Source organism: Amycolatopsis sp. NPDC088138 (assembly GCF_044741685.1).
Classification (GTDB): domain Bacteria; phylum Actinomycetota; class Actinomycetes; order Mycobacteriales; family Pseudonocardiaceae; genus Amycolatopsis.
In genome coordinates this window covers 719,805-740,381 of sequence record NZ_JBIUTB010000003.1, presented here as the reverse complement: position 1 = coordinate 740,381, position 20,577 = coordinate 719,805, and the positions used below count along the sequence as shown (strand labels likewise).

At 71.5% G+C, this 20,577-nt stretch carries 22 protein-coding genes and 1 pseudogene; 14 read left to right on the top strand and 9 right to left on the bottom strand.

The window, feature by feature from the left end; all coding sequences use genetic code 11:
- Positions 1-88 precede the first annotated feature (88 nt).
- The 3 genes from hemL to ACIOD2_RS18525 are packed head-to-tail and all read left to right on the top strand — an operon-like array spanning position 89 to position 2,582.
- On the top strand, positions 89-1,390 hold the full coding sequence (gene hemL, locus ACIOD2_RS18535; protein ID WP_400539288.1) for a glutamate-1-semialdehyde 2,1-aminomutase: 1,302 nt from the start codon (positions 89-91) through the stop codon (positions 1,388-1,390).
- Positions 1,387-2,013: a histidine phosphatase family protein gene (locus ACIOD2_RS18530; RefSeq protein ID WP_400539286.1), complete on the top strand. Its 627-nt coding sequence runs from the start codon at positions 1,387-1,389 to the stop codon at positions 2,011-2,013. The genes hemL and ACIOD2_RS18530 overlap by 4 nt, the downstream gene beginning before the upstream one ends.
- On the top strand, positions 2,010-2,582 hold the full coding sequence (locus tag ACIOD2_RS18525; protein WP_400539285.1) for a TlpA family protein disulfide reductase: 573 nt from the start codon (positions 2,010-2,012) through the stop codon (positions 2,580-2,582). Before ACIOD2_RS18530 ends, ACIOD2_RS18525 begins: the two co-directional genes overlap by 4 nt.
- Here the strand turns inward: ACIOD2_RS18525 and ACIOD2_RS18520 are convergent.
- Positions 2,551-3,105: a TetR/AcrR family transcriptional regulator C-terminal domain-containing protein gene (locus ACIOD2_RS18520; protein WP_400539284.1), complete on the bottom strand. Its 555-nt coding sequence runs from the start codon at positions 3,103-3,105 to the stop codon at positions 2,551-2,553. The genes ACIOD2_RS18525 and ACIOD2_RS18520 overlap by 32 nt on opposite strands.
- A gap of 161 nt (positions 3,106-3,266) precedes the next feature.
- Here ACIOD2_RS18520 and ACIOD2_RS18515 point away from each other — a divergent pair, with 161 nt between their 5' ends.
- The 4 genes from ACIOD2_RS18515 (at position 3,267) to ACIOD2_RS18500 (ending at position 8,070) form a co-directional block, all read left to right on the top strand.
- Entirely contained in the window at positions 3,267-4,040 is a 774-nt protein-coding gene (locus ACIOD2_RS18515; protein WP_400539282.1) for a cytochrome c biogenesis CcdA family protein, read from the top strand.
- Positions 4,037-5,632, top strand: coding sequence for a cytochrome c biogenesis protein ResB (locus tag ACIOD2_RS18510; RefSeq protein ID WP_400539280.1), 1,596 nt, complete (start codon positions 4,037-4,039; stop codon positions 5,630-5,632). Before ACIOD2_RS18515 ends, ACIOD2_RS18510 begins: the two co-directional genes overlap by 4 nt.
- A 4-nt stretch (positions 5,633-5,636) precedes the next feature.
- Positions 5,637-6,605 (top strand): c-type cytochrome biogenesis protein CcsB, encoded by a 969-nt coding sequence (gene ccsB / locus ACIOD2_RS18505; protein WP_400539278.1) that lies wholly within the window; start codon positions 5,637-5,639, stop codon positions 6,603-6,605.
- A gap of 76 nt (positions 6,606-6,681) precedes the next feature.
- Positions 6,682-8,070 carry an AAA family ATPase gene (locus ACIOD2_RS18500; RefSeq protein WP_400539276.1) on the top strand — a complete coding sequence of 463 codons (1,389 nt, stop codon included), beginning with the start codon at positions 6,682-6,684 and terminating at the stop codon, positions 8,068-8,070.
- A 109-nt stretch (positions 8,071-8,179) separates the two neighbouring features.
- Here ACIOD2_RS18500 and ACIOD2_RS18495 read toward each other — a convergent pair whose 3' ends face one another.
- The gene (locus tag ACIOD2_RS18495) at positions 8,180-8,365 is read right to left on the bottom strand and encodes a hypothetical protein (RefSeq protein WP_323329386.1); all 186 of its coding nucleotides are present in this window, start codon (positions 8,363-8,365) and stop codon (positions 8,180-8,182) included.
- A gap of 156 nt (positions 8,366-8,521) precedes the next feature.
- Positions 8,522-8,734, bottom strand: a complete 213-nt coding sequence (locus ACIOD2_RS18490; RefSeq protein ID WP_072474890.1) for a BldC family transcriptional regulator — start codon at positions 8,732-8,734, stop codon at positions 8,522-8,524.
- Positions 8,735-9,015: 281 nt separating this feature from the next.
- Between ACIOD2_RS18490 and ACIOD2_RS18485 the strand changes: the two genes are divergently transcribed.
- The 3 genes from ACIOD2_RS18485 to ACIOD2_RS18475 are packed head-to-tail and all read left to right on the top strand — an operon-like array spanning position 9,016 to position 10,855.
- Entirely contained in the window at positions 9,016-9,489 is a 474-nt protein-coding gene (locus tag ACIOD2_RS18485; protein ID WP_400539273.1) for an Lrp/AsnC family transcriptional regulator, read from the top strand.
- An 11-nt stretch (positions 9,490-9,500) separates the two neighbouring features.
- Complete coding sequence (locus ACIOD2_RS18480) at positions 9,501-9,776, top strand: DUF4229 domain-containing protein (protein WP_400539271.1); 276 nt, start codon at positions 9,501-9,503, stop codon at positions 9,774-9,776.
- The gene (locus ACIOD2_RS18475) at positions 9,773-10,855 is read left to right on the top strand and encodes a PLP-dependent cysteine synthase family protein (RefSeq protein ID WP_400539269.1); all 1,083 of its coding nucleotides are present in this window, start codon (positions 9,773-9,775) and stop codon (positions 10,853-10,855) included. The genes ACIOD2_RS18480 and ACIOD2_RS18475 overlap by 4 nt, the downstream gene beginning before the upstream one ends.
- On the opposite strand, the gene ACIOD2_RS18470 is transcribed toward ACIOD2_RS18475, so the two are convergent.
- From ACIOD2_RS18470 to ACIOD2_RS18455, 4 genes are read right to left on the bottom strand one after another with little or no spacing between them, the layout of a single operon-like run.
- Positions 10,852-11,724, bottom strand: a complete 873-nt coding sequence (locus tag ACIOD2_RS18470; RefSeq protein ID WP_400539268.1) for a 1,4-dihydroxy-2-naphthoate polyprenyltransferase — start codon at positions 11,722-11,724, stop codon at positions 10,852-10,854. The genes ACIOD2_RS18475 and ACIOD2_RS18470 overlap by 4 nt on opposite strands.
- 50 nt (positions 11,725-11,774) lie before the next feature.
- Positions 11,775-11,918 carry a hypothetical protein gene (locus tag ACIOD2_RS18465; protein WP_400539266.1) on the bottom strand — a complete coding sequence of 48 codons (144 nt, stop codon included), beginning with the start codon at positions 11,916-11,918 and terminating at the stop codon, positions 11,775-11,777.
- A 51-nt stretch (positions 11,919-11,969) separates the two neighbouring features.
- Positions 11,970-13,103 (bottom strand): o-succinylbenzoate--CoA ligase, encoded by a 1,134-nt coding sequence (menE, locus tag ACIOD2_RS18460; RefSeq protein ID WP_400540397.1) that lies wholly within the window; start codon positions 13,101-13,103, stop codon positions 11,970-11,972.
- 1 nt (position 13,104) lies between these two features.
- A complete protein-coding gene (locus ACIOD2_RS18455; protein ID WP_400539264.1) occupies positions 13,105-14,028 on the bottom strand; it encodes a 1,4-dihydroxy-2-naphthoyl-CoA synthase in 924 nt (307 codons plus the stop codon).
- Positions 14,029-14,079: 51 nt separating this feature from the next.
- Between ACIOD2_RS18455 and menD the strand changes: the two genes are divergently transcribed.
- The 3 genes from menD (at position 14,080) to ACIOD2_RS18440 (ending at position 18,049) form a co-directional block, all read left to right on the top strand.
- Complete coding sequence (menD, locus tag ACIOD2_RS18450) at positions 14,080-15,756, top strand: 2-succinyl-5-enolpyruvyl-6-hydroxy-3-cyclohexene-1-carboxylic-acid synthase (RefSeq protein ID WP_400539262.1); 1,677 nt, start codon at positions 14,080-14,082, stop codon at positions 15,754-15,756.
- A 303-nt stretch (positions 15,757-16,059) separates the two neighbouring features.
- Complete coding sequence (locus ACIOD2_RS18445; RefSeq protein WP_400539260.1) at positions 16,060-17,577, top strand: M1 family metallopeptidase; 1,518 nt, start codon at positions 16,060-16,062, stop codon at positions 17,575-17,577.
- A 22-nt stretch (positions 17,578-17,599) separates the two neighbouring features.
- Positions 17,600-18,049, top strand: coding sequence for a DUF3592 domain-containing protein (locus ACIOD2_RS18440; RefSeq protein ID WP_400539258.1), 450 nt, complete (start codon positions 17,600-17,602; stop codon positions 18,047-18,049).
- Positions 18,050-18,117: 68 nt separating this feature from the next.
- On the opposite strand, the pseudogene ACIOD2_RS18435 reads toward ACIOD2_RS18440, so the two are convergent.
- Positions 18,118-18,471, bottom strand: a pseudogene (locus ACIOD2_RS18435) (GNAT family N-acetyltransferase); the annotation flags it as partial.
- Between the two features lie 6 nt (positions 18,472-18,477).
- On the bottom strand, positions 18,478-19,314 hold the full coding sequence (locus ACIOD2_RS18430) for an inositol monophosphatase family protein (RefSeq protein WP_400539256.1): 837 nt from the start codon (positions 19,312-19,314) through the stop codon (positions 18,478-18,480).
- Between the two features lie 191 nt (positions 19,315-19,505).
- Between ACIOD2_RS18430 and ACIOD2_RS18425 the strand changes: the two genes are divergently transcribed.
- Complete coding sequence (locus ACIOD2_RS18425; protein WP_400539254.1) at positions 19,506-20,576, top strand: glycosyltransferase family 4 protein; 1,071 nt, start codon at positions 19,506-19,508, stop codon at positions 20,574-20,576.
- The last annotated feature ends 1 nt before the right edge of the window (position 20,577 follow it).

Here is a 20,577-nt window from a genome sequence, read left to right as displayed (position 1 = left end):
CCTCCCGGGCGGCGTCCGGCCATCTTAGGGGCTCAGCGCAGGTGACGGGGGTCGGCGGCGCGCCGCCCGGGTTTGCGAGACTGGGGAGGTGAGCACTGGAACCGAGCAGTCCAAGGCATGGTTCGACCGCGCGAAGGCGGCCATCCCGGGCGGGGTGAACTCGCCGGTCCGGGCGTTCAACTCGGTCGGCGGCACCCCGCGGTTCATGGTCCGCGGCGAGGGCCCGCACCTGTGGGACGCCGACGGGAACCGCTACGTCGACCTGGTGTCGTCCTGGGGGCCGATGATCCTGGGGCACGCGCACCCGGCGGTCGTCGAGGCGGCGCGCGAGGCGGCGACGTCCGGGCTGTCGTTCGGCACGCCGACGATCGGCGAGGTCGAGCTGGCCGAGGAGATCATCGGCCGGGTCGAGCCCGTCGAGCGGGTGCGGCTGGTCAACTCGGGCACCGAGGCCACGATGAGTGCGATCCGGCTGGCCCGCGGGTTCACCGGCCGCGCCAAGATCATCAAGTTCGCCGGGTGTTACCACGGCCACGTCGACGCGCTGCTCGCCCAGGCGGGCTCCGGCGTCGCGACGCTCGGGCTGCCGACGTCGCCGGGTGTCACCGGCGCCCAGGCCGCCGACACGATCGTGCTGCCCTACAACGACCTCGACGCCGTCCGGCAGTCCTTTGTGGACAACCCGGACACGGTCGCCGCGGTGATCACCGAGGCCGCAGCGGGCAACATGGGCGCGGTCGCGCCGGACGAGGGCTTCAACGCGGCCCTGCTGGAGATCGCCCACGAGCACGGCGCGCTGCTGGTCATGGACGAGGTGATGACCGGCTTCCGCGTCTCGCGCGCGGGCTGGTTCGGCCTCGAAGGCGTGGCCGGCGACCTCTACACGTTCGGCAAGGTGATGTCCGGCGGCCTGCCGGCGGCGGCGTTCGGCGGCCGCGCCGACATCATGGCCAAGCTCGCCCCGGGCGGCCCGGTCTACCAGGCCGGGACGCTGTCCGGGAACCCCGTCGCGGTGGCCACGGGCCTCGCGACGCTGCGCGCGGCCGACCAGAGCGTGTACGCGGCGCTCGACGCCAACGCGAAGCGCCTCGGCAACCTCTTCCGCCTCGCGCTGAGCGAAGCCGGCGTCGCCAACAGCGTCCAGTACGCGGGCAACCTGGTGAGCGTGTTCTTCGGCGAGGCGCCGGTCCGCGACTACGCGGGCGCGCAGGCGTCCGAGACCTGGCGCTTCCCGCCGTTCTTCCACGCGCTGCTCGACGGCGGGGTGTACGCGCCCCCGAGTGCGTACGAGGCCTGGTTCGTCAACGCGGCCATGGACGACGAGGCGTTCTCGGTGATCGAAGCGGCGCTGCCCGCGGCGGCGCAGGCGGCGGCCGGAGCGGTCCGGTGACCACCGTCGTCCACATGCTCCGCCACGGCGAAGTCCACAACCCCGAGAAGATCCTCTACGGCCGGCTCCCCGGCTACCGGCTCTCCGAGCGCGGGCAGCGTCAGGCGCTGACGGTCGCCGAGGCCGTCGCCGGCCACGACCTCGTGCACGTCGTCGCGTCGCCGCTGCAGCGGGCGCAGGAGACGGCGGCGCCGATCGCGGCCGCGCACCGCCTCGACATCGCGACCGACGCGGAGCTGATCGAGGCCGGCAACCAGTTCGAGGGCCTGCACGTCGCGGTCGGCGACGGCGCGCTGCGGGAGCCGAAGCACTGGCCGAAGCTGGTCAACCCGTTCAAGCCGTCGTGGGGCGAGCCGTACCTGGAGATCGCGCACCGGATGCTCGGCGCGGTCCACCGGGCGCGGGAGGCGGCCGAGGGCCACGAGGCGCTCTGCGTGTCGCACCAGCTGCCGATCTGGACGCTCCGGCGGTTCCTCGAGGGCAGGAAGCTCTGGCACGACCCGCGCCGCCGCCAGTGCTCGCTGGCCTCCCTGACCAGCCTGGTCTTCGACGGCGACGAGCTGCGCGAGATCGTCTACAGCGAGCCCGCGGGGTCCACCGACCCGAAGGTGACCGGGGCATGAAACGGCTCGTCGTCGCGCTGGCCGCACTGGGCCTGATCGCGGGGTGCAGTGCGGGCAAGGACGCGGTGGTCCAGGGCAGCAGCTTCAGCTTCGTCTCCCCGGGCGGCAAGGTCGACATCAGCTACGACGTCGCCGAGCGCCAGACCGCGCCGGTGCTCTCCGGCGACGACCTGATGAACGAGGGCAAGCAGCTGTCGCTGGCGGACTTCCCCGGCAAGGTCGTCGTGCTGAACCTGTGGGGCCAGTGGTGCGGGCCGTGCCGCACGGAGGTGCCCGAGCTGGAGAGCCTGGCCGAGCAGGACCCGGGGGTGCAGGTCGTCGGCATCGACGTCCGCGACCCGGCGCGCGACGTGGCGCAGGACTTCGTCCGCGACCGCAAGCTGACGTACCCGTCGATCTACGACCCGGACGGCCGGGTCCTGCTCAAGCTGAGCGGCTACCCGCGCAACATCATCCCGTCGACGATCGTGCTGGACAAACAGCACCGCGTGGCGGCGGTCTTCCTGCGCCAGGTGCTGGCCCAGGACCTGCTGCCGGTCACCCAGCGCCTGGCGGCGGAGCAGGCCTGACCCGGGCGGCTAGGCCGTCGAGGACAACGTCCAGGCCCGTCGCGAAGGCCGCGTCCCGCTCCGCGCGGGGCACGGTCGTGCGGCGGGCCTGTTCTTCGACCGTGAAGCCGTTCACGTAGCTCGTGACGACGTCCGCGCAGGCCTCGTGCTCCGGGATGCCCGCGTCGCCGAGCGTCCTGAGCAGGTGGCCCAGGAACTCCGTCGCCGCCGGTCCGGGCTTGCTCGTCGTCGCGATCAGCCGGGCGCCGTCCGGGTGGGCGAGCATCGTGTCGCGGTGGGCGTTCGCGAAGGCCGTCACGCGGTCCCGCCAGGTCCCGGACGTGCGCAGCCCGCGCGTGGCCACCGCCAGCATGTGCTCGGCGATCGCGTCCAGCAGCGCCTGCTTGTTCGCGTAGTGCCAATAGAGCGCGCCGACGCGCACGCCGAGGCGGCCGGCGAGCCTGCGCGTGGTCAGCTCGTCCAGCCCGGTCTCGTCGAGCAGCTCGATCGCGGCGTCCAGCACCACCGCCTGGTTGAGTGCCATCAGAGACCAGTGCACCACGCCTGTCGGGCCCGAGCGGTGTTCAAGTACGCGAAAGCACCAACGGGCCACGAGCGGGACCAAGGTCCTGAACTGCTGTGAGGTAGGTCCTGTGAACCGGCCCCGGAGTTCTCACCGGGACCTCACTGCCTACCCTCAATCCCGTGAACTCCGTTACCGAGCTGGCGATCTCCGGACCGCTGCTGCTCGCCGCGGGCGTCGCGCTGCTGGCCGGAACGATCTCCTTCGCCTCGCCGTGCGTGGTGCCGCTGGTGCCGGGGTACCTCGCGTACCTCGCCGCGCTCGTCGGCGCGGACGCCCCCGCGGTCAAGGCCGACGAGGAGCGCAAGCAGGGCCGCTGGGCCGTCCTGGGCGCCGCGCTGCTGTTCGTGCTCGGGTTCACCGTCGTGTTCGTCGCCACCCTGGGCACCCTGGTCTGGCTGGCCGACACACTCACCCTCAACCAGGACCTGCTGCAGCGCATCGGCGGTGTCCTGACCATCGCGATGGCGCTGGTGTTCCTCGGCTGGATCCCCGGCCTGCAGCGCGAGGTCCGCTCGCACCGCGTGCCCGGCGGCGGCGTCTGGGGCGCCCCGCTGCTCGGTGCGGTCTTCGGCCTCGGCTGGACCCCCTGCATCGGCCCGACGCTTTCGGCCGTCATGTCGCTGGCCAGCGCGACCGGCGGCGCCGCGGCCCGCGGCTACCTGCTGATCGCCGTCTACTGCCTCGGCCTCGGGGTGCCGTTCCTGCTCATCGCGCTCGGCGCCCGCTGGGCGGTCCGGGCCACCGACTGGGTGCGCCGGCACGGCCGCCACGTGCAGATCTTCGGCGGCGCGCTGCTGATGGTCGTCGGGATCCTGCTGGTCACCGGCGTCTGGGGAGACCTGATGGGCTTCCTCCGCAACGAGCTCACGGGCTCCCTGGAGCTGCCGCTGTGACAACCACCGAAGCGCCTCCCGTGGCACCGAAGGGTCCTACCCCCGCCAAGCGCACCTTCGCCTTCGTGCGCAACACCTGGCGCGGCCTGACGTCGATGCGTACCGCGCTCGTCCTGCTGTTCCTGCTGGCGCTGGCCGCGCTGCCCGGCGCGCTCCTGCCGCAGCGGAAGCTGAACGCGCCGAAGGTCGACGAGTACATCAGCGCGCACGGCTGGTGGGGCACCCTGCTCGACAAGCTCGAGTTCTACGACGTCTACTCCAGCATCTGGTTCTCGGCCATCTACCTGCTGCTGATGATCTCGCTGGTCGGCTGCCTCACGCCGCGCAGCTTCGAGTACGTCAAGGCGATGCGGGCCAAGCCGGTGCTGACCCCGCGCAACCTGGCGCGGATGCCGCACTACCGGCTCGGGCGCGGCAAGCAGGACGTCTCCGCCGAGGTGGCCGCCGTCCACAAGCAGCTGTCCGGCTGGCGGCGCGTCGAGAGGGAAGAGGCCGACGGCGTCCGCACGATCTCCGCCGAACGCGGGTTCCTGCGCGAGACCGGCAACCTGATCTTCCACTTCAGCATGCTGGGCCTGATCGTGTTCTTCGCGCTGGGCAAGCTGTACGGCTACGAAGGCCAGGTCATCGTCCAGGCCGACGGCAGCACGTTCTGCAACTCCGGCATCTACAACTACGACTCCTTCAACGCGGGCCTGCGCGTCGACGGCACCGACCTCGACCCGTTCTGCGTGAAGATCAACGACTTCACCGTGCGCTACACCGACGCCGGCGAGCCGGAGTACTACCACTCGAACATCCAGTACCAGTCCGGCCCGGACCTCGACACGAACACCTGGCGCCCGTACGGCCTCGAGGTCAACTCGCCGCTGCGGACCGTCGGCGACCGCGTCTACCTGCTCGGCCAGGGCTACTCGCCGAAGTTCACGGTGACCTTCCCGGACGGCACCCAGCGCACCCAGAACACGCAGTGGCGCACGGTCGACCCGACCACGATGCTCGCCGAGGGCGCGACGAAGTTCGACCAGCCGGGTGTCACCGACGAGGTGCAGCGGCGGACGCGCCAGCTGGCCATCACCGGCCTCTTCGCGCCGACGTCGTTCGTGCACGGCGGCGTCCTGACGTCGTCGGCGCCGCAGCTGAGCGACCCCGCCGTCGCCGTCGACATCATGCGCGGCGACCTCGGCCTGGACTCCGGGCGCGGCCAGTCGGTCTTCGAGATCGACCAGTCGCTGGTCGACGACGGGCGGCTGAAGAAGATCGCCCGCGAGAACATGAAGGTCGGCCAGGAGATCAAGCTCGACGACGGCACGAAGGTCCGCTTCGACGGTGTCGGCCACTGGGTCTCGCTGCAGGTCTCCCACGACCCGACGCAGGGTTTCGTGCTCGGCTTCGCCATCTCGATGTTCCTCGGCCTCGGCGCGTCCTTGCTGGTCAAGCGCCGTCGGCTGTGGGTCCGGGTGAAGCCGGGCACCGAGGACGAGCCGAGTACGGTGATCGAGGTCGCCGGGCTGGCCCGCACCGACCAGGCCGGGTACGGCGAAGAGTTCCACCGGATCAGCGAACGCCTGATAAGTGGCCAGAAGGGCTGAAGTCATGCCGATCAACGAGACGCTGTCGCGGTACAGCGACTGGCTGTACACCACCGCCGCGGCGATCTACGTCGTCGCGCTGATGATGACGCTGATCGAGCAGGGCTTCGGCGCCAAGGGCCGGCTCGCCACCGAGCGGGCCAAGCTGCGGGCGCGTGAGCTCGTCGGCGCCGGCGGGCCGCCGATCGAGCAGGTCCAGGCCGGGCAGCGCGAGGCCGGGCGTCCCGAGCGGATCGGCAAGATGGGCGCGTCGCTGCTGGTGCTCGGCGCCCTGCTGCAGCTGTCGGCGATCGTGCTGCGCGGGCTCGCCGTGCACCGCGCGCCGTGGGGCAACATGTACGAGTACGGCATGGCGGTCACCTTCATCACGGTGGTCACCTGGCTGATCGTGATGTGGAAGTTCCCGGTCCGGCACCTCACCGGCTTCCTGCTGCTGCCCGTCGTGATCCTGATGTTCATCAACGGCACCCTGCTGTACACGATCGCGGCGCCGGTGCAGCCCGCGCTGCAGTCGTACTGGCTGGTCATCCACGTCTCGGCGGCCATCATCGGCTCCGGCGTCTTCCTCGTCCCCGGTGTCGCGAGCGTGCTGTACCTGTTCCGCGCGGCCTACGACAAGGACCAGACGAAGTTCGCGCGGTTCGCCTCGAAGCTGCCCGCGGCCGACGTCCTCGACCGGATCGCCTACCGGACGACGATCTTCGCCTTCCCGGTCTTCACCTTCGGCGTGCTCTGCGGCGCCGTCTGGGCCGAGTCGGCCTGGGGCCGGTTCTGGGGCTGGGACCCCAAGGAGACCGTCGCGTTCATCGCCTGGGTCGTCTACGCGGCCTACCTGCACTCACGCGCGACGGCCGGCTGGCGCGGTGCCCGGGCGGCGGCGATCAACATCGTCGGGTTCGCCGCGATCATCTTCAACCTGTTCTTCGTGAACCTCGTCACGGCGGGCTTGCACTCCTACGCCGGGGTGGGCTGAGCATCCCGCCGGCCCGCCGACTACCGTCGTCATCAGGGGGAACGATGTCGGGCGGAGTGCGCGGAGGTTTACACCGGTGACCGGACCCAGCGAAGAATCGGCTCCAGGCCACTCCGAACAGGGCGAACAGCAGGCGGAGCCGAAAACCAGCCTGTTCGCCGACGACCGGACGGACTCGCATCCGCACCCGGAGACTTCGGGCGCCTTGGACGCGCAGCCGACCCAGGCCGTCGCGCCGCCGCCCAACCCGGCGGTGTCGGGCCCGCACCAGGTGCCCAACCCGAGCGTGTCGGGCCCGCACCAGGTGCCCAACCCGAGCGTGTCGGGCCCGCACCAGGTGCCGAACCCGGCGGTCTCGGGGCCGCACCAGGTGCCGCCGAGCTACGGCTACGACCAGAACCTCCCGCCGCTGCACCCGCAACAGCAGCAGTACCAGGCCCAGGCCCAGTACCCGCAGCAGCCCCAGCAGCCCTCCGGCCTGCCGCAGCCGCAGGGCGGCCGGCACGCCGCGCCGCAGCAGCCGGGCGGCCACGGTCACGACCTGTCGACGGCGCACCTGGTCAAGCAGGTCAAGCGGCCGCCGCAGTCGGGCTGGCGCAAGGCCGTCTACGTCGGCACCGGGAAGCTCGTCAACCCGGGGGAGAGCCCGGCCGACACCCGGCGCCGCGACCTCATCGCGCGGGTCAACCAGCCGCTGCGCGGGTGCTACAAGATCGCGATGCTGTCGCTGAAGGGCGGCGTCGGCAAGACCACGGTGACCACGACGCTGGGTGCGACGTTCGCCTCGCTGCGCGGTGACCGCGTGGTGGCCGTGGACGCCAACCCGGACCGCGGCACGCTCTCGCAGAAGATCCCGCTGGAGACCACGGCGACCGTTCGCCACCTGCTGCGCGACGCGGCCCGCATCACGCGCTACAGCGACGTGCGGTCCTACACGTCCCAGGGGGCCAGCCGCCTCGAAATCCTCGCCAGCGAGCAGGATCCGGCCGTTTCCGAGGCCTTCTCCGAGGACGACTACCGCCGCACGGTCAACCTGCTCGAGCACTTCTACAACATCGTGCTCACCGACTGCGGGACCGGCCTGATGCACTCGGCGATGAAGGGCGTCCTGGACGTCGCGGACGCGCTGGTGGTCGTCTCGTCCGGCTCGGTCGACGGCGCACGCAGCGCCTCGGCGACGCTCGACTGGCTCGAGGCCCACGGCTACGGCGAGCTGGTGAAACGCTCGGTCGCGGTGATCAACTCGGTCCGTCCCAAGGGCGGCTCGGTCGACCTCGACAAGCTCTCGGCGCACTTCGGCGCCAAGGTCCGCGCGGTCTGCCAGGTCCCGTTCGACCCGCACCTCGAAGAAGGTGCCGAGATCGAGCTGGACCGGCTGAGCGGCGACACCCGCCTGGCCCTGCTGGACCTGGCGGCCACGGTCGCCGACGGCTTCGCGACCCCGCTCTCCCAGCAGTACCGCTAGCCGCGCGACTCGCGAGCAATGCCCTGAAGGGCACCCTCACGGACTGATAAGCCCTGAGGGTGCCCTTCACGGCATTCGGCGTTGCCTGAGGCCGAACGTAAAGGGCGGCCTAAAGGTCTTCGTCCCGGCGTTTGCGCTGCTGTTCGGCCAGCTGGCGCAGGAAGTCGGGGTCGTCGTCGGGCGCGATCGGGGCGCGCCGTGGGGTCGACGGCACTCCGATCCGCTGACCGGCGAACGACCGCCACAGGAGCAGGGCGACGACCAGCGCGCCGACGGCCGCGAGCAGAGCGAGCATGCCGGATCCTTCCGTGTGGCTTGCCAGTCCCACGAGGTTAGCCGCTTCGGCGGGGTTTGGGCCCGAACCGGTGCCGCGGCGTGACGCCGGGAACAACGAGGGGCCGCGTGGGCGGGGTGGTTTCCCCTACCGACACGGCCCCGACGTTCGGATGGTTCAGGCCTTGCGAGCCGGTTCGCTCGCGTCCGTGGTCAGCTCGGCCAGGAGCTCGTTCACCTCGGACTCACGGAACCGCCGGTGCCCGCCCGGGGTCCGGATCGAGCCGATGCGACCTGCCGTCGCCCACCGGGTGACCGTTTTCGGGTCCACCCGGAACAGCGCTGCGACCTCGCCTGGGGTGAGCAGTCGTCCGCCCATCGTCGCGGTCATTTTCCGCCTCCTTAACGACCTCACTGCTATACCGGAGGCGTCCGGGCCCTTTTGGCCCGTTCCGCCGGGGTAGCCAACACGGCAATCGTTGCACTTCACCCGTCAGGTACTCGAACGGTTGTCCAAGAGTAAAGAGCCCTTAAAGGTCAAAACGGACAGGTTGCTTACGCTGTGCAACTATCGGATCCGGTCACCTGAAGTGCGCAGACGACACTTCCCTTGTCCAGTGGGTGCCGGGCGTGGTGCCAATGGGGGATTGTCCAACCGCATAGAGTGATGCCGTGGATCAGTTGGACTGGAAGATCATCGCGGCGTTGCGTATCAACGGACGAGCCACCTATGCCGATCTGGGGCGGGCCGTCGGGCTCTCCGCGTCGTCGGTACACGAACGCGTCGGCAAGCTGGAGGCGGCCGGCGTGATCACCGGGTACCACGCGGTCGTGGACCCGAGCTCGGTCGGCCTCGGCGTCACCGCCCTCGTCGGCATCCATCCGACGGACACGGCGACGGACGAAGACGTCGCCGACGCGCTCGGCGAGCTCGACGAGGTCGAGAGCTGCTACGCCGTCGCGGGTGACGAAGCCTTCGTCGTCAAGGTGCGCGTGCCGACCGTCGACGAGCTGGAGCGGACCCTCGGCCGGCTCCGGCGCATCCCCGGCGTCGGGCGGACGAACACCACCGTCGTGCTCTCGACCCGCTTCGAGGGGCGCCCGAACAACGCGGGCGTGCACAAAGACCGGCCGGGCGGGGCGTAACCTGCGTCGATGTGAGCACCAACCTGCCCCGTGACCTGACGCTGTACCTGCTGGCCCGGTTCGTGCTGGTCGGCGCGATCGCCTGGGCGCTGTCGCTGACCGGTGTGCCCCTGCTGGTCGCGCTGCTCATCGGCCTGGTCGTCGGCCTGCCGCTGGGCCTGCTGCTGTTCCGCCCGCTCAACGCCCGCGTCACGGCCGGCCTGGCCCAGCGCAACGAGAAGCGCGCGCGGGCCCGGGCCCGGCTGCGCGCGCAGCTGCGTGGCGACAACGCCGGTCAGCCGGAATGAGCCGCCTGCACAGCCGCAGCTGGGTGCGCGAGGCCGTCCGGATCATCGAGGCCGACGCCAACCGCAGCGCCGACACCCACCTGCACGTCTTCCCCCTGCCCCCGGAGTGGGGCATCGACCTGTACCTCAAGGACGAGTCCGTCCACCCGACCGGCTCGCTGAAGCACCGGCTCGCCCGGTCGCTGTTCCTCTACGGGCTCGTCAACGGCCAGATCGGGCCGGACACCGTGCTCGTCGAGGCCTCCAGCGGCTCCACCGCGGTCTCCGAGGCGTACTTCGCCCGCATGCTCGGCCTGCGCTTCATCACCGTGGTGCCGCGGCGCACGAGCAAGGAGAAGATCGCCCTCATCGAGTTCTACGGCGGTGAGTGCCACTACGTCGACCAGGCGCCGGCGATGTACCCCGAGGCGGAGCGGCTCGCGGCCGAGTGCGGCGGCCACTACCTCGACCAGTTCACCTACGCCGAGCGCGCGACGGACTGGCGGGGCAACAACAACATCGCCGAGTCCGTGTTCGCGCAGATGCGCTCCGAGCGGCACCCGGTGCCGTCCTGGATCGTCGTCGGCGCGGGCACCGGCGGCACGAGCGCGACGTTCGGCCGGTACGTGCGCTACAAGCGGCACACGACCAAGGTCTGCGTGGTCGACCCGGAGAACTCGTCGTTCTTCGGTGCCTGGGAAACCGGCGCGCTGGACTACGCGACCGGCATGCCGTCGCGGATCGAAGGCATCGGGCGGCCGCGGTGCGAGCCGTCGTTCGTGCCCGGCGTGATCGACGAGATGTTCCGGATTCCCGACGCCGGTTCGCTGGCCGCGATCCGGCTGCTGCGCGAGCGCACCGGGCACTGGGCGGGCGGCTCCACGGGAACCAACCTCTACGGCGCGTTCCGGCTGATCTCCCGCATGGTGGAGGACGGCCAGGCGGGCAGCGTCGTCACGCTCCTGTGCGACGGCGGCGAGCGGTACGCGCACACCTACTACGACGACGAGTGGATCGCCCAGCAAGGTCTGGACCTCGCGCCGCACACGGCGTTGTTCGAGGAGTTCCTGGCGACCGGGAAGTTCGCCCCGGACGCCTAGAGGTTCAGGCCGACCGCGGCCAGCACGGCCCACGCGAGCATCGCGAGACCGGTGTCGCGCAGGGCCGGGATGAGGTCGCGGCCGGTCGCGTTGAGCCGGATCGCGCTGACGGACTGGAACAGCAGCGCCACGCTGAGCACGGGGAGCCCGGCGTACGAGTGGAGGGTGAACGCCAGGACCAGCGCGAGCACGTACGGCACCGCGATCAGCACCAGGTAGAGCCGCCGGGTGCCGCGGTCGCCGAGGCGGGTGGCCAGGGTGCGCTTGCCGGCGTCGACGTCGGTCGGGATGTCACGCAGGTTGTTGGCCGTCAGGACCGCCGTCGAGAAGCAGCCGACCGCGACCGCACACGCCAGCGCGGCCCAGCTGATCCGGCCCGCCTGGACGTACACCGTGCCGAGCACCCCGGCCAGGCCGAAGAAGACGAACACCGCGATCTCGCCGAAACCGTAGTAGCCGTAAGGCTTCTTGCCGCCGGTGTAGAACCACGCGCCGAGGATGCAGAGCGCGCCCATCGCCAGCAGCCACCACTGCCCGCTGAGTGCGACGAGCAGCAGGCCGAGCACTCCGGCCAGGCCCAGTGCGATCAGCGCCGCGGTGAGGACGGCCTTCGGGTTGGCGACGCCGGAACCGACCAGCCGCAGCGGGCCGACGCGGTGCTCGTCGGTGCCGCGGATGCCGTCGGAGTAGTCGTTGGCGTAGTTGACACCGACGATCAGCGAGAGCGAAACCAGCAGCGCCAGCACCGAACGCCACCAGGAGAACGCGTCCAGCGCGATCGCCGCGCCGACGCCCGCCACCACCGGGGCCACCGCGTTCGGCAGCGTCCGCGGCCGCGCGCCCTCGATCCACTCACTCACACTCGCCATGGACGTCATTCAACGCCATGACGATCACGGCCGAGCGGGAGCCCGGAAGGTCAGTTCGTGGTGGGCAGCTGCCAGGTGAGCTGGCCGCTGTTGGGGTCCGAGTTGGGACCGTCGGCCAGGGCCGCACCCGCGGGGAGGAGGACACCCAGTGCGACGGCGGTGCTGATCAGGGCGGTGCGAATCCAGCGCGTCATGGTGAGTAGCCAAGTGGGTGCACCCCGTGCATGTCAACGAAGTGCCGCCGATCAGCCGCGCGAACCCGGCAGGAACCGGGCCTTCACCGCGGCCCGGTCGATCTTGCCCGGGCCGCGAAGGGGCAGCTCGGCGGCGTACTCCAGACGTTTCGGCGTCGACGCGGCGCCCAGCTCGGCCCGCACCGCGGCCCGCAGTTCGCCCGGTTCACGAGGTTCGCCGTCGGGGACCACGAGCGCCACCACGGCCTCGCCCCACTCCGCGTCCGGCAGCCCGACGACACACGCGTCGCGCACCCCCGGCCGGCCGGCCAGGAAACGCTCGATCGCGTTCGCGGACACCTTCACGCCACCGGTGTTGATCATGTCGTCGGCCCGGCCGAGCACCTCGATGCGGCCGTCGTCGTGACGAACCCCACGGTCGGACGTCGTGAACCAGCCGCCGGAGAACGCCTCCGCGGTCAGGTCCGGCCGGAGCCGATAGCCGTGCGCGAGGACGTCACCCGCGATCCGGACGCGGTCGCCGGAGACGTCGACGCGGACGCCGTCGAGCGGGAAGCCGTCGTAGACGCAGCCGCTGGCCGTCTCGCTCATGCCGTACGCGGGCACGATCCGGACCCCGGCTTCGGCGGCGCGCTCGCGCAGCGCGGCCGACGTCGCGGCCGCGCCGACCACGATCCCGTCGAACGTCTTGGCCGCGGCCAGCCCCGCGCCGCCGTCGTCGAGCAGCCGGACCAGCTGCGTCGGCACCAGCGCCGTGTACCGCGGGCCGCCTTTCAGCGCCGCCGCCGCGGCGGCGAAGTCGTCCGGCCGGAAGCCGTGGCCGGTCAGGTAGACCGGCTCGGTGCCCGCCAGCAGCGACCGGACCAGCACCTGCAGCCCGCCGATGTAGTGCGCCGGCGTCGCCAGCAGCCACTGCCCCGGCCCGCCGAGGCGCACGTGGGTGGCCTCGGCGGACGCGACCAGCGCGCGCGCCGACAGCAGCACGCCCTTGGGCGCGCCGGTCGACCCCGACGTGGCGATGACGACGGCGGTGTCCGGCTCGGCGGGCTCGCCGGGCGCCATCGCGTCCCGCAGCGCGGGGTCGGTGAACGGCAGCACGGCCGGGCCACCGCCCAGCGCGTCCGCGACGGCCGCCTTCAGCGCGTCGAGCGCCTCGGGGGAGCCGTCGAGCTCGAGGGGGCGCAGCTCAGTAGTAATAGGGGACGTCCTTGAAGTCGGGGTCGCGCTTCTGCAGGAACGCGTCACGGCCTTCGACGGCCTCGTCCTGCATGTACGCCAGCCGGGTGGTCTCGCCGGCGAACAGCTGCTGGCCGACCATGCCGTCGTCGGTGAGGTTGAACGCGTACTTCAGCATTCGCTGGGCCGTCGGCGACTTTCCGGCGATCGTCCACGCCCAGTCCAGGGCCTCTTTTTCGAGGTCGGCGTGCGGCACGACGGCGTTCACGGCGCCCATCTGGTGCATCTGCTCGGCGGAGTACTCGCGGCCGAGGAAGAAGATCTCGCGGGCGAACTTCTGGCCGACCATTTTCGCCAGGTAGGCCGAGCCGTACCCGCCGTCGAACGAGCCGACGTCGGCGTCGGTCTGCTTGAACTTCGCGTGCTCGGCCGAGGCGAGCGTGAGATCGCACACGACGTGCAGGGAGTGCCCGCCGCCCGCGGCCCAGCCCGGCACGACCGCGATGACCGGTTTCGGCAGGAACCGGATCAGCCGCTGGACCTCGAGGATGTGCAGCCGGCCGGCCCGCGCGGGGTCCACCGTGTCGGAGGTCTCGCCGCTCGCGTACTGATACCCGGAGCGTCCGCGAATACGCTGGTCACCACCGGAGCAGAACGCCCACCCGCCGTCCTTGGGCGACGGGCCGTTCCCGGTGAGCAGGACACAGCCGACGTCGGAGCTCATCCGGGCGTGGTCGAGGGCCCGGTAGAGCTCGTCGACGGTGTGCGGGCGGAAGGCGTTGCGGACCTCCGGACGGTCGAACGCGATGCGCACCACGCGTTTGCCGCCACGGTTCTCAGCGGAGCGGTGGTAGGTGATGTCGGTGAAGGCGAAACCTTCGACCTCGGTCCACGCGGCCGGGTCGAACAGCTCGGAAACTCGGGCGTCATCCACGTTTGGGAGAATAGGACCTGTGGACATCTGTGATCTGTTCGGAGCCTGCCGGTGAACCCTTCCACCGCGCAGGCCAGGGTCATCGTCGACGAGCTAGTCCGCAACACCGTTTCGCACGTCGTCCTGTGCCCGGGCTCCCGCAACGCGCCGCTGTCGATCGCGCTCTACGACGCGGCCGCGGCCGGGAAGCTCCAGCTCCACGTCCGGATCGACGAGCGCGGCGCCGGGTTCCTCGCCCTCGGCATCGCCGCGCGCACCGGCCGCCCGGTGGCCGTGCTCTGCACGTCCGGCACCGCGGCCGCGAACTTCCACCCGGCCGTGCTGGAGGCCGACCGGGCCGGCGTCCCGCTGATCGTGCTGACCGCCGACCGGCCGCCCGAGCTGCGCGCGGCGGGTGCGTCGCAGGTCATCGACCAGCACCGGCTCTTCGGCAACGCCATCCGCTACTTCGACGAGCTGGCCGTCGCTGAGCGGCGGGCCGGGCAGAACTCGTACTGGCGCAGCCAGATCTGCAGGGCCTGGAACGCCGCGTACGGCGAGTGGCGCTGCGGGCCGGTGCACCTGAACATCCCGTTCCGCGAGCCGCTCGTGCCGGACCTGGACGATGACGGTGAATGGTACGAATCGCTCGAAGGCCGTCCTGACGGCGAGCGCTGGACCGAGCTGCCGGACTTCGGCGCGCTGCCGTCGTTCGTGGTGCCTTCGGCGCGCCACGGCCTGGTCATCGCGTGCGACACCGGCGTGCAGGCGGCCAGTGAATGGGCCGAGCAGCACGGCTGGCCGGTGATCTCGGAGACCGGCGGTCTCGGGCTGTCCGGCGGCACGGCGATCTCGTCCGGCGCGTGGCTGCTCGGTGTCGAGGACTTCATCACGCGGCACAAACCGGAGCAGGTGCTCTGCCTGGGCCGTCCGACGGTGTTCCGGCAGATCCAGAAGGTGCTCTCGGACGCCTCGGTCGAGGTGCTGCTGGTCCGGCCGGACTCGGACTGGCCGGCGCCCGCGCACAACGTCCGCCAGGTCGGGCAGTGGTTCGACGAGCCGACCAAGCCCGCCGACCCGGAGTGGCTGGCCAGCTGGCGCCGGGCCGACGCGGCGGCGTCCGCGGCGGTCACGTCGGTGCTGGACGCGGAGCCGTGGCCTTCGGGGTTGCGCCTGGCGTCGGAGCTGGTGGACGCGCTGCCGCCGGACTCGCTGCTGGTGGTGGGCTCGTCCAACCCGACCCGCGACGTCGCCCTGGCCGGCCGCCTGCGCCCGGACGTCCTGGTCCACCGCAACCGCGGTGTGGCGGGCATCGACGGCACGGTTTCGACGGCGATCGGCGCGGCGCACGTCCACCGCGGCCCGTCGTACGCGCTGCTGGGCGACCTGACGTTCCTGCACGACGCGTCCGGGCTGCTGACCGGGCCCGCGGAACAGCGCCCGGACCTGACGATCGTGGTCTGCAACGACGACGGCGGCGGCATCTTTTCCCTGCTGGAGCAGGGCGCACCGGAGCATTCGGCGAGCTTCGAGCGCGTCTTCGGCACCCCGCACGGCGCCGACCTGGGCGCGCTCTGCGCGGGCTACCGCGTCCCGCACGTCGTGGCCGAGACGCTGACGGAGTTCCAGGCGGCGCTACGGCCCGCACCGGGCCTGCGGGTGGTGGAGGTCAGGGTGGACCGTTCCCGGCACCGCGACCTGCACGCACGGTTGCGCGCCGCGGTATCCACAGCCGTCTCCGCCGTCTGACCCGCCGGATTCCGCAGGCGACGGCCGGATCCGGTGCCGCTGCCCGGGCGAGCCGACCCTCCGGGTACGCGAGCTGACCGCCTGGGTACGCCGATCGTGCTGTGGCGAGGTGCGGGCGGACCGCTCGCTGCACCGCGACCTGCACGCACGGTCGCTTTCCACGGCCTCCGCCGTCTGACCGGGTTGGTCAACCGCTTTCCGGGTGTGATCCCAGCAGGCAAGATCCTCCCTTCGGCTGTTCCTGGGTGCTTCCTGGCTGGCTACGTTCGAGCGCGCTGATCCTCACCCGTTGGAGGGATTCGAATGCGTGCAAGAACTCGCACCGGCCTTGGTGTGCTCGCGGCCGGGGTCGCCTCGGTGCTGCTCGCCGGTACCGCCAGTGCGGCCCCGACGCCCGGTGCGCCCGGCGTCGGTGACTCGTACTACCCGAACGCCGGCAACGGCGGGACGGACGTGCTGCACTACGACATCCGCCTGACCTACCAGCCCGCGACCGACGTGCTGTCCGGCACGACGACGCTGCTGCTCACCGCGACCCAGGACCTGTCGCGGTTCGACCTCGACTTCGCCCTGAAGGCGTCGAGCGTGCTGGTGAACAACCGCCCGGCCCAGTTCGCGAACCAGAACGGCAACGGCGAGCTCGTCGTCACGCCGGCGCAGCCGCTGCTCAAGGGCCAGACCGCCACGGTCGTCGTCGCCTACTCGGACACGCCGTCCACGGAGAAGGTCGACGGGCTCAACGCGTGGAAGAAGGGCGCGTTCGGCGCACTGGGCGTCGACGAGCCGCAGAGCTCCGCGTGGTGGTTCCCGGCCAACGACCACCCGACGGACAAGGCGACCTACGACGTCTCCATCGAGGCTCCGGATGACAACGTTGCCGTCACCAACGGCACGCTCGTCCGCACCACGAAGAGCCGCGCCGGCTGGACCCGCTGGCAGTGGCGCAGCACGAAGCAGCAGGCCACGTACCTGACGTCGTTCATCGTCGGCAAGTACGAGCTCAACCAGGCGACGACGCCGGACGGCAAGCCGTTCATCTCGGCGTACGGCAGCGACCTCGGCGACTCGCTCTACGCGGCGAAGGCCAGCGTCGAGCGGACGCCGGAGATCGACGCGTTCCTGGCGACGAAGTTCGGCCCGTACCCGTTCGAGGCCGAGGGCGGCGTCGTCACCAGCGGCATCACGTTCTCGCTGGAGAACCAGACCCGGCCGACCTACGGCGCGCGCAACTTCATCGCGGGCTCCAACACGACGCTGATCGCGCACGAGAACGCCCACCAGTGGTTCGGCGACAACGTCTCGCTCGGTCGCTGGAGCGACATCTGGCTGAACGAGGGCTTCGCGTCCTACGCCGAGTGGCTGTGGTCGGAGCACGAGGGCGAGGGCACGGTCGCCGAGCTGGCGCAGTACACCTACGACTCCAACGCGGCCGACGCCGCGCTGTGGAAGCTCGTCCCGGCCGACCCGGGTGCGGACAACCAGTTCGACAACGCCGTCTACGACCGCGGCGCGCTGACGCTGCAGGCGCTGCGCACGGCCGTCGGTGACGAGGCGTTCTTCAAGATCCTGCAGGCGTGGCAGGTCCAGAAGGGCGGGTCGAACGGCCGGATCCAGGATTTCGTCGCGCTGGCCGAGAAGGTTTCGGGCAAGCCGCTGTACGACCTGTTCCAGACGTGGCTGTACACGGCGGGCAAGCCGGCGGTGGGCCCGAACGGCGCTTCGCCCGCGGCTTTCACGGCGCGTGCCGCCTCGGTGAAGCCGCAGTCGTTCGACCAGATCCAGGCCAACCACCGGAATCTCGCCGCGGAGCACAAGCACTGAGCAGTACCGCTACGCTCGCGGCGTGAGCACGAGAGGTGAGCGGGCGAGGCGCGTCGGGTGGTGGATAACCCTCGCCGTCGCCTCGCTCCTCACCGTGATGTGCGTGTGCCTCCTGTTCGCGGCGATCCGCAACGACCGCTCGATCTCCGGGCAGCTCGGCACCGCGACGGCCACGGTGGATTCGGTGGCCTTCGACCGCACGATCATCCACTTCGAGACCCCGGACGGCATCGTCCACAGCCCGGCCAACGGAGTCCTGTACCCGGACGGCCTGGCCGCGGGCCAGCTGGTCCGCATCGAGTACGACGCGACGGACCCGGAACTGGCCCGGGTCGCCGGCCGCTCGGCGACGCTGACGCTGCTGCCGCTGGGCAGTTTCGTGTTCTTCACGTGGCTGGTGGCGGGGCCGCTGCTGTGGTGGATCCGGCGGCTGAACAAGCGAGCGGTCGCCGAGGTTCCGGCCGCGGCCTGACCAGCCGTTTCGCTTTCGAGTGGGGTTGTTCCTCGGTCCTTCGGTGCCCCGGGTGTTCGCTCAGCGAAGCCGTACCGCGGCAGCTCGCGAGAGCCCTCGCTGGCGTAACCCCGACGCCAATGCCGCCGCAACAGCCGGTACCCCAGCTCGGCCTCGCCCTCGACGAACGGCTGGTCCGGGCCGTGCGGTGGCCGCAGGATCCACCAGCCGACGAAATCACTGGAAGCAAAACCCATCCAGAAGCCGAACCCGGGCGACACCGCCATCCGGCGGCGGTGCGCGGCCTCGACCTCGGCGCGCGTCGAGGCCCGACCCGTCAGGTAGCGCATCACCTCCGGGTCGGAGTCCAGCTCCAGGTGCTCGTCGGCCAAGGGGACGAGTGTCAGTCGCGCGGTGTGGAGGGTGGGCCACAGCGGGCGCACCTCGTTTCAGCCCGCGTGGGCCGTCTCCTGCCACCAGCCCAGCACCTCGTCCGCCACGCCCGGGGCGGCCACCAGCAGGCCGTCCGTCGGGAGGGCCGTGTCCTCGCCGTGCCTGTCCAGCACCACCGCGCCCGCCTCGATGGCCATCGCCACCGAACCCGCGACGTCCCATTCGTGGTAGCTGTGCAGCACCGCCGCCGCAGCGTGGCCCAGGGCCACCTGCGCGATCGACAGCGCCGCCGAGCCCAGGACCCGGACGCCCGCGTGGGCCGCCGCCGCTCGCTCGATGAAGCCGCCCATGCCCGGCCACGGGCCCTTGCGGGCCAGCTCCGTGCAGACGATCGCGCCCGCCGTGACGCAGCGGTCCGTCAGGCGCACCGGTTTGCCGTTCGCGCGGGCCCCTCGTCCGCGCGCCGCGGCGTAGATCTGGGCCCGGTACGGGTCCGCCACCACCCCGACCACCGGTCCGGCCGCGTCGACCAGCGCCAGGCTGTAGGCGCACCACGGCACCCCCGCCACGTAGTTCGCCGTGCCGTCCACCGAGTCGACGACCCAGCGGTACTCCGCGACGTCGGCGCCGTGGTCCGCGCCGAACTCGTGGCCCACCACCGGGATGCCCGGGAACTCGGCGGTCAGCACGCGCCGCGTGTGCCGCTCGAGGATCCGGTCGGTGTCGGTGACCCAGTCGAACGGGGAGTCCAGTGTGGACGGGTGGGCGCCGCGGCCGGCGGTCGCGGTGATCACGTCGGTCGCGTCGTTGGCCAGGCGCCCGGCCACTTCGAGGGCCCTCGACAGCAGGCCGGGCTCCACGGGCCGCGGCGGCCTGGAGGACAAGAGGGTCATGCCTGCTTAGTCTGGGCCCCGCTGGTTTCCGGGACACGACCTTGAGATGACATGTCGTGGCCGATCTTCCGGTGGTCCCAGAGTTCCGACACCGTTGGCCGAGGTGTCACGCGGTCGCCAGGATCGGGTGCGATGGTCGATTGGTGCGAGTCGCGATAGTCACCGAAAGTTTCCTGCCCCAGGTGAACGGCGTGACCAACTCCGTCCTGCGGGTCGTCGAGCACCTCCGGGAACGCCGCCACGACGTGCTGATCATCGCGCCCGGCCCCGGCCCGGACTCCTACCGCGGCGCCCCGGTCATCCGGATCCCGGCGCTCGACTTCCCCGGCGTCAACTCGCTGCCGATCGGCGTGCCGACGCGCACGGTGCTGACGGCGCTGGCCGCGTTCGGGCCGGACGTCGTGCACCTCGCGTCGCCGTTCGTGGTCGGCGCGCGCGGCCTCGCCGCCGCGAGACGGCTGCGGGTGCCGTCGATCGCCGTCTACCAGACCGACATCGCCGGGTTCGCCTCCGCGTACGGCTTCGGCCTCGCCGCCCGCGCCGCCTGGCGCTGGGTGCGGCGGCTGCACTCGCGGGCCGACCGGACGCTGGCGCCGTCCACCGACTCCGTCGAGCAGCTGCGGCTGCACGGCGTGCCGCGGGTGCACCGCTGGGCCCGGGGGGTCGACATCGACCGCTTCTCCCCGGCGCACGCCGACGCCGCGCTGCGGGCCGAGCTGGCGCCGAACGGCGAGCTGCTGGTCGGCTTCGTCGGCCGGCTGGCGCCCGAGAAGGAGGTCGACCGGCTGGCCGCGCTGGCCGGCGTCCCGGGCATTCGCGTGGTCGTCGTCGGCGACGGGCCCGAACTCGAAAGCCTGAGGGCGCAGCTGCCCGACGCGGCGTTCCTCGGCGCGAAGTACGGCGACGAGCTCTCCGCGGCGTACGCGAGCTTCGACGTCTTCGTGCACACCGGCCCGCACGAGACGTTCTGCCAGGCGGTGCAGGAGGCGATGGCGTCCGGCCTGCCGGTGCTCGCGCCCGACGCCGGCGGCCCGAAGGACCTCGTCCTGCCCGGCCGCACCGGCTACCTGCTGCCCGCGGACCGCGAGCTGTTCGGCCCGGCGCTGCTGGAGAAGATCGACGCCCTGCGTGACGCCGCGCTCCGGGCGCGGCTCGGCGAGAAGGCGCGCAAGGTCGTGCTCGGGCGGACCTGGCCCGCCGTGTGCCACGAGCTGGTGGGGCACTACGAAGCGGTGCAGGGCCGAGTCGCACGCGCGGCTTGAG

Bases quoted from the DNA above. Each gene is read 5' to 3' on its own strand.
- ACIOD2_RS18525 (WP_400539285.1), top strand. From the start codon at position 2,010: ATGAAACGGCTCGTCGTCGCGCTGGCCGCACTGGGCCTGATCGCGGGG.
- ACIOD2_RS18520 (WP_400539284.1), bottom strand. From the start codon at position 3,105: ATGGCACTCAACCAGGCGGTGGTGCTGGACGCCGCGATCGAGCTGCTC.
- ccsB (WP_400539278.1), top strand. From the start codon at position 5,637: ATGCCGATCAACGAGACGCTGTCGCGGTACAGCGACTGGCTGTACACC.
- ACIOD2_RS18495 (WP_323329386.1), bottom strand. From the start codon at position 8,365: ATGCTCGCTCTGCTCGCGGCCGTCGGCGCGCTGGTCGTCGCCCTGCTC.
- ACIOD2_RS18490 (WP_072474890.1), bottom strand. From the start codon at position 8,734: ATGACCGCGACGATGGGCGGACGACTGCTCACCCCAGGCGAGGTCGCA.
- ACIOD2_RS18475 (WP_400539269.1), top strand. From the start codon at position 9,773: ATGAGCCGCCTGCACAGCCGCAGCTGGGTGCGCGAGGCCGTCCGGATC.
- ACIOD2_RS18470 (WP_400539268.1), bottom strand. From the start codon at position 11,724: ATGGCGAGTGTGAGTGAGTGGATCGAGGGCGCGCGGCCGCGGACGCTG.
- ACIOD2_RS18465 (WP_400539266.1), bottom strand. From the start codon at position 11,918: ATGACGCGCTGGATTCGCACCGCCCTGATCAGCACCGCCGTCGCACTG.
- ACIOD2_RS18445 (WP_400539260.1), top strand. From the start codon at position 16,060: ATGCGTGCAAGAACTCGCACCGGCCTTGGTGTGCTCGCGGCCGGGGTC.
- ACIOD2_RS18430 (WP_400539256.1), bottom strand. From the start codon at position 19,314: ATGACCCTCTTGTCCTCCAGGCCGCCGCGGCCCGTGGAGCCCGGCCTG.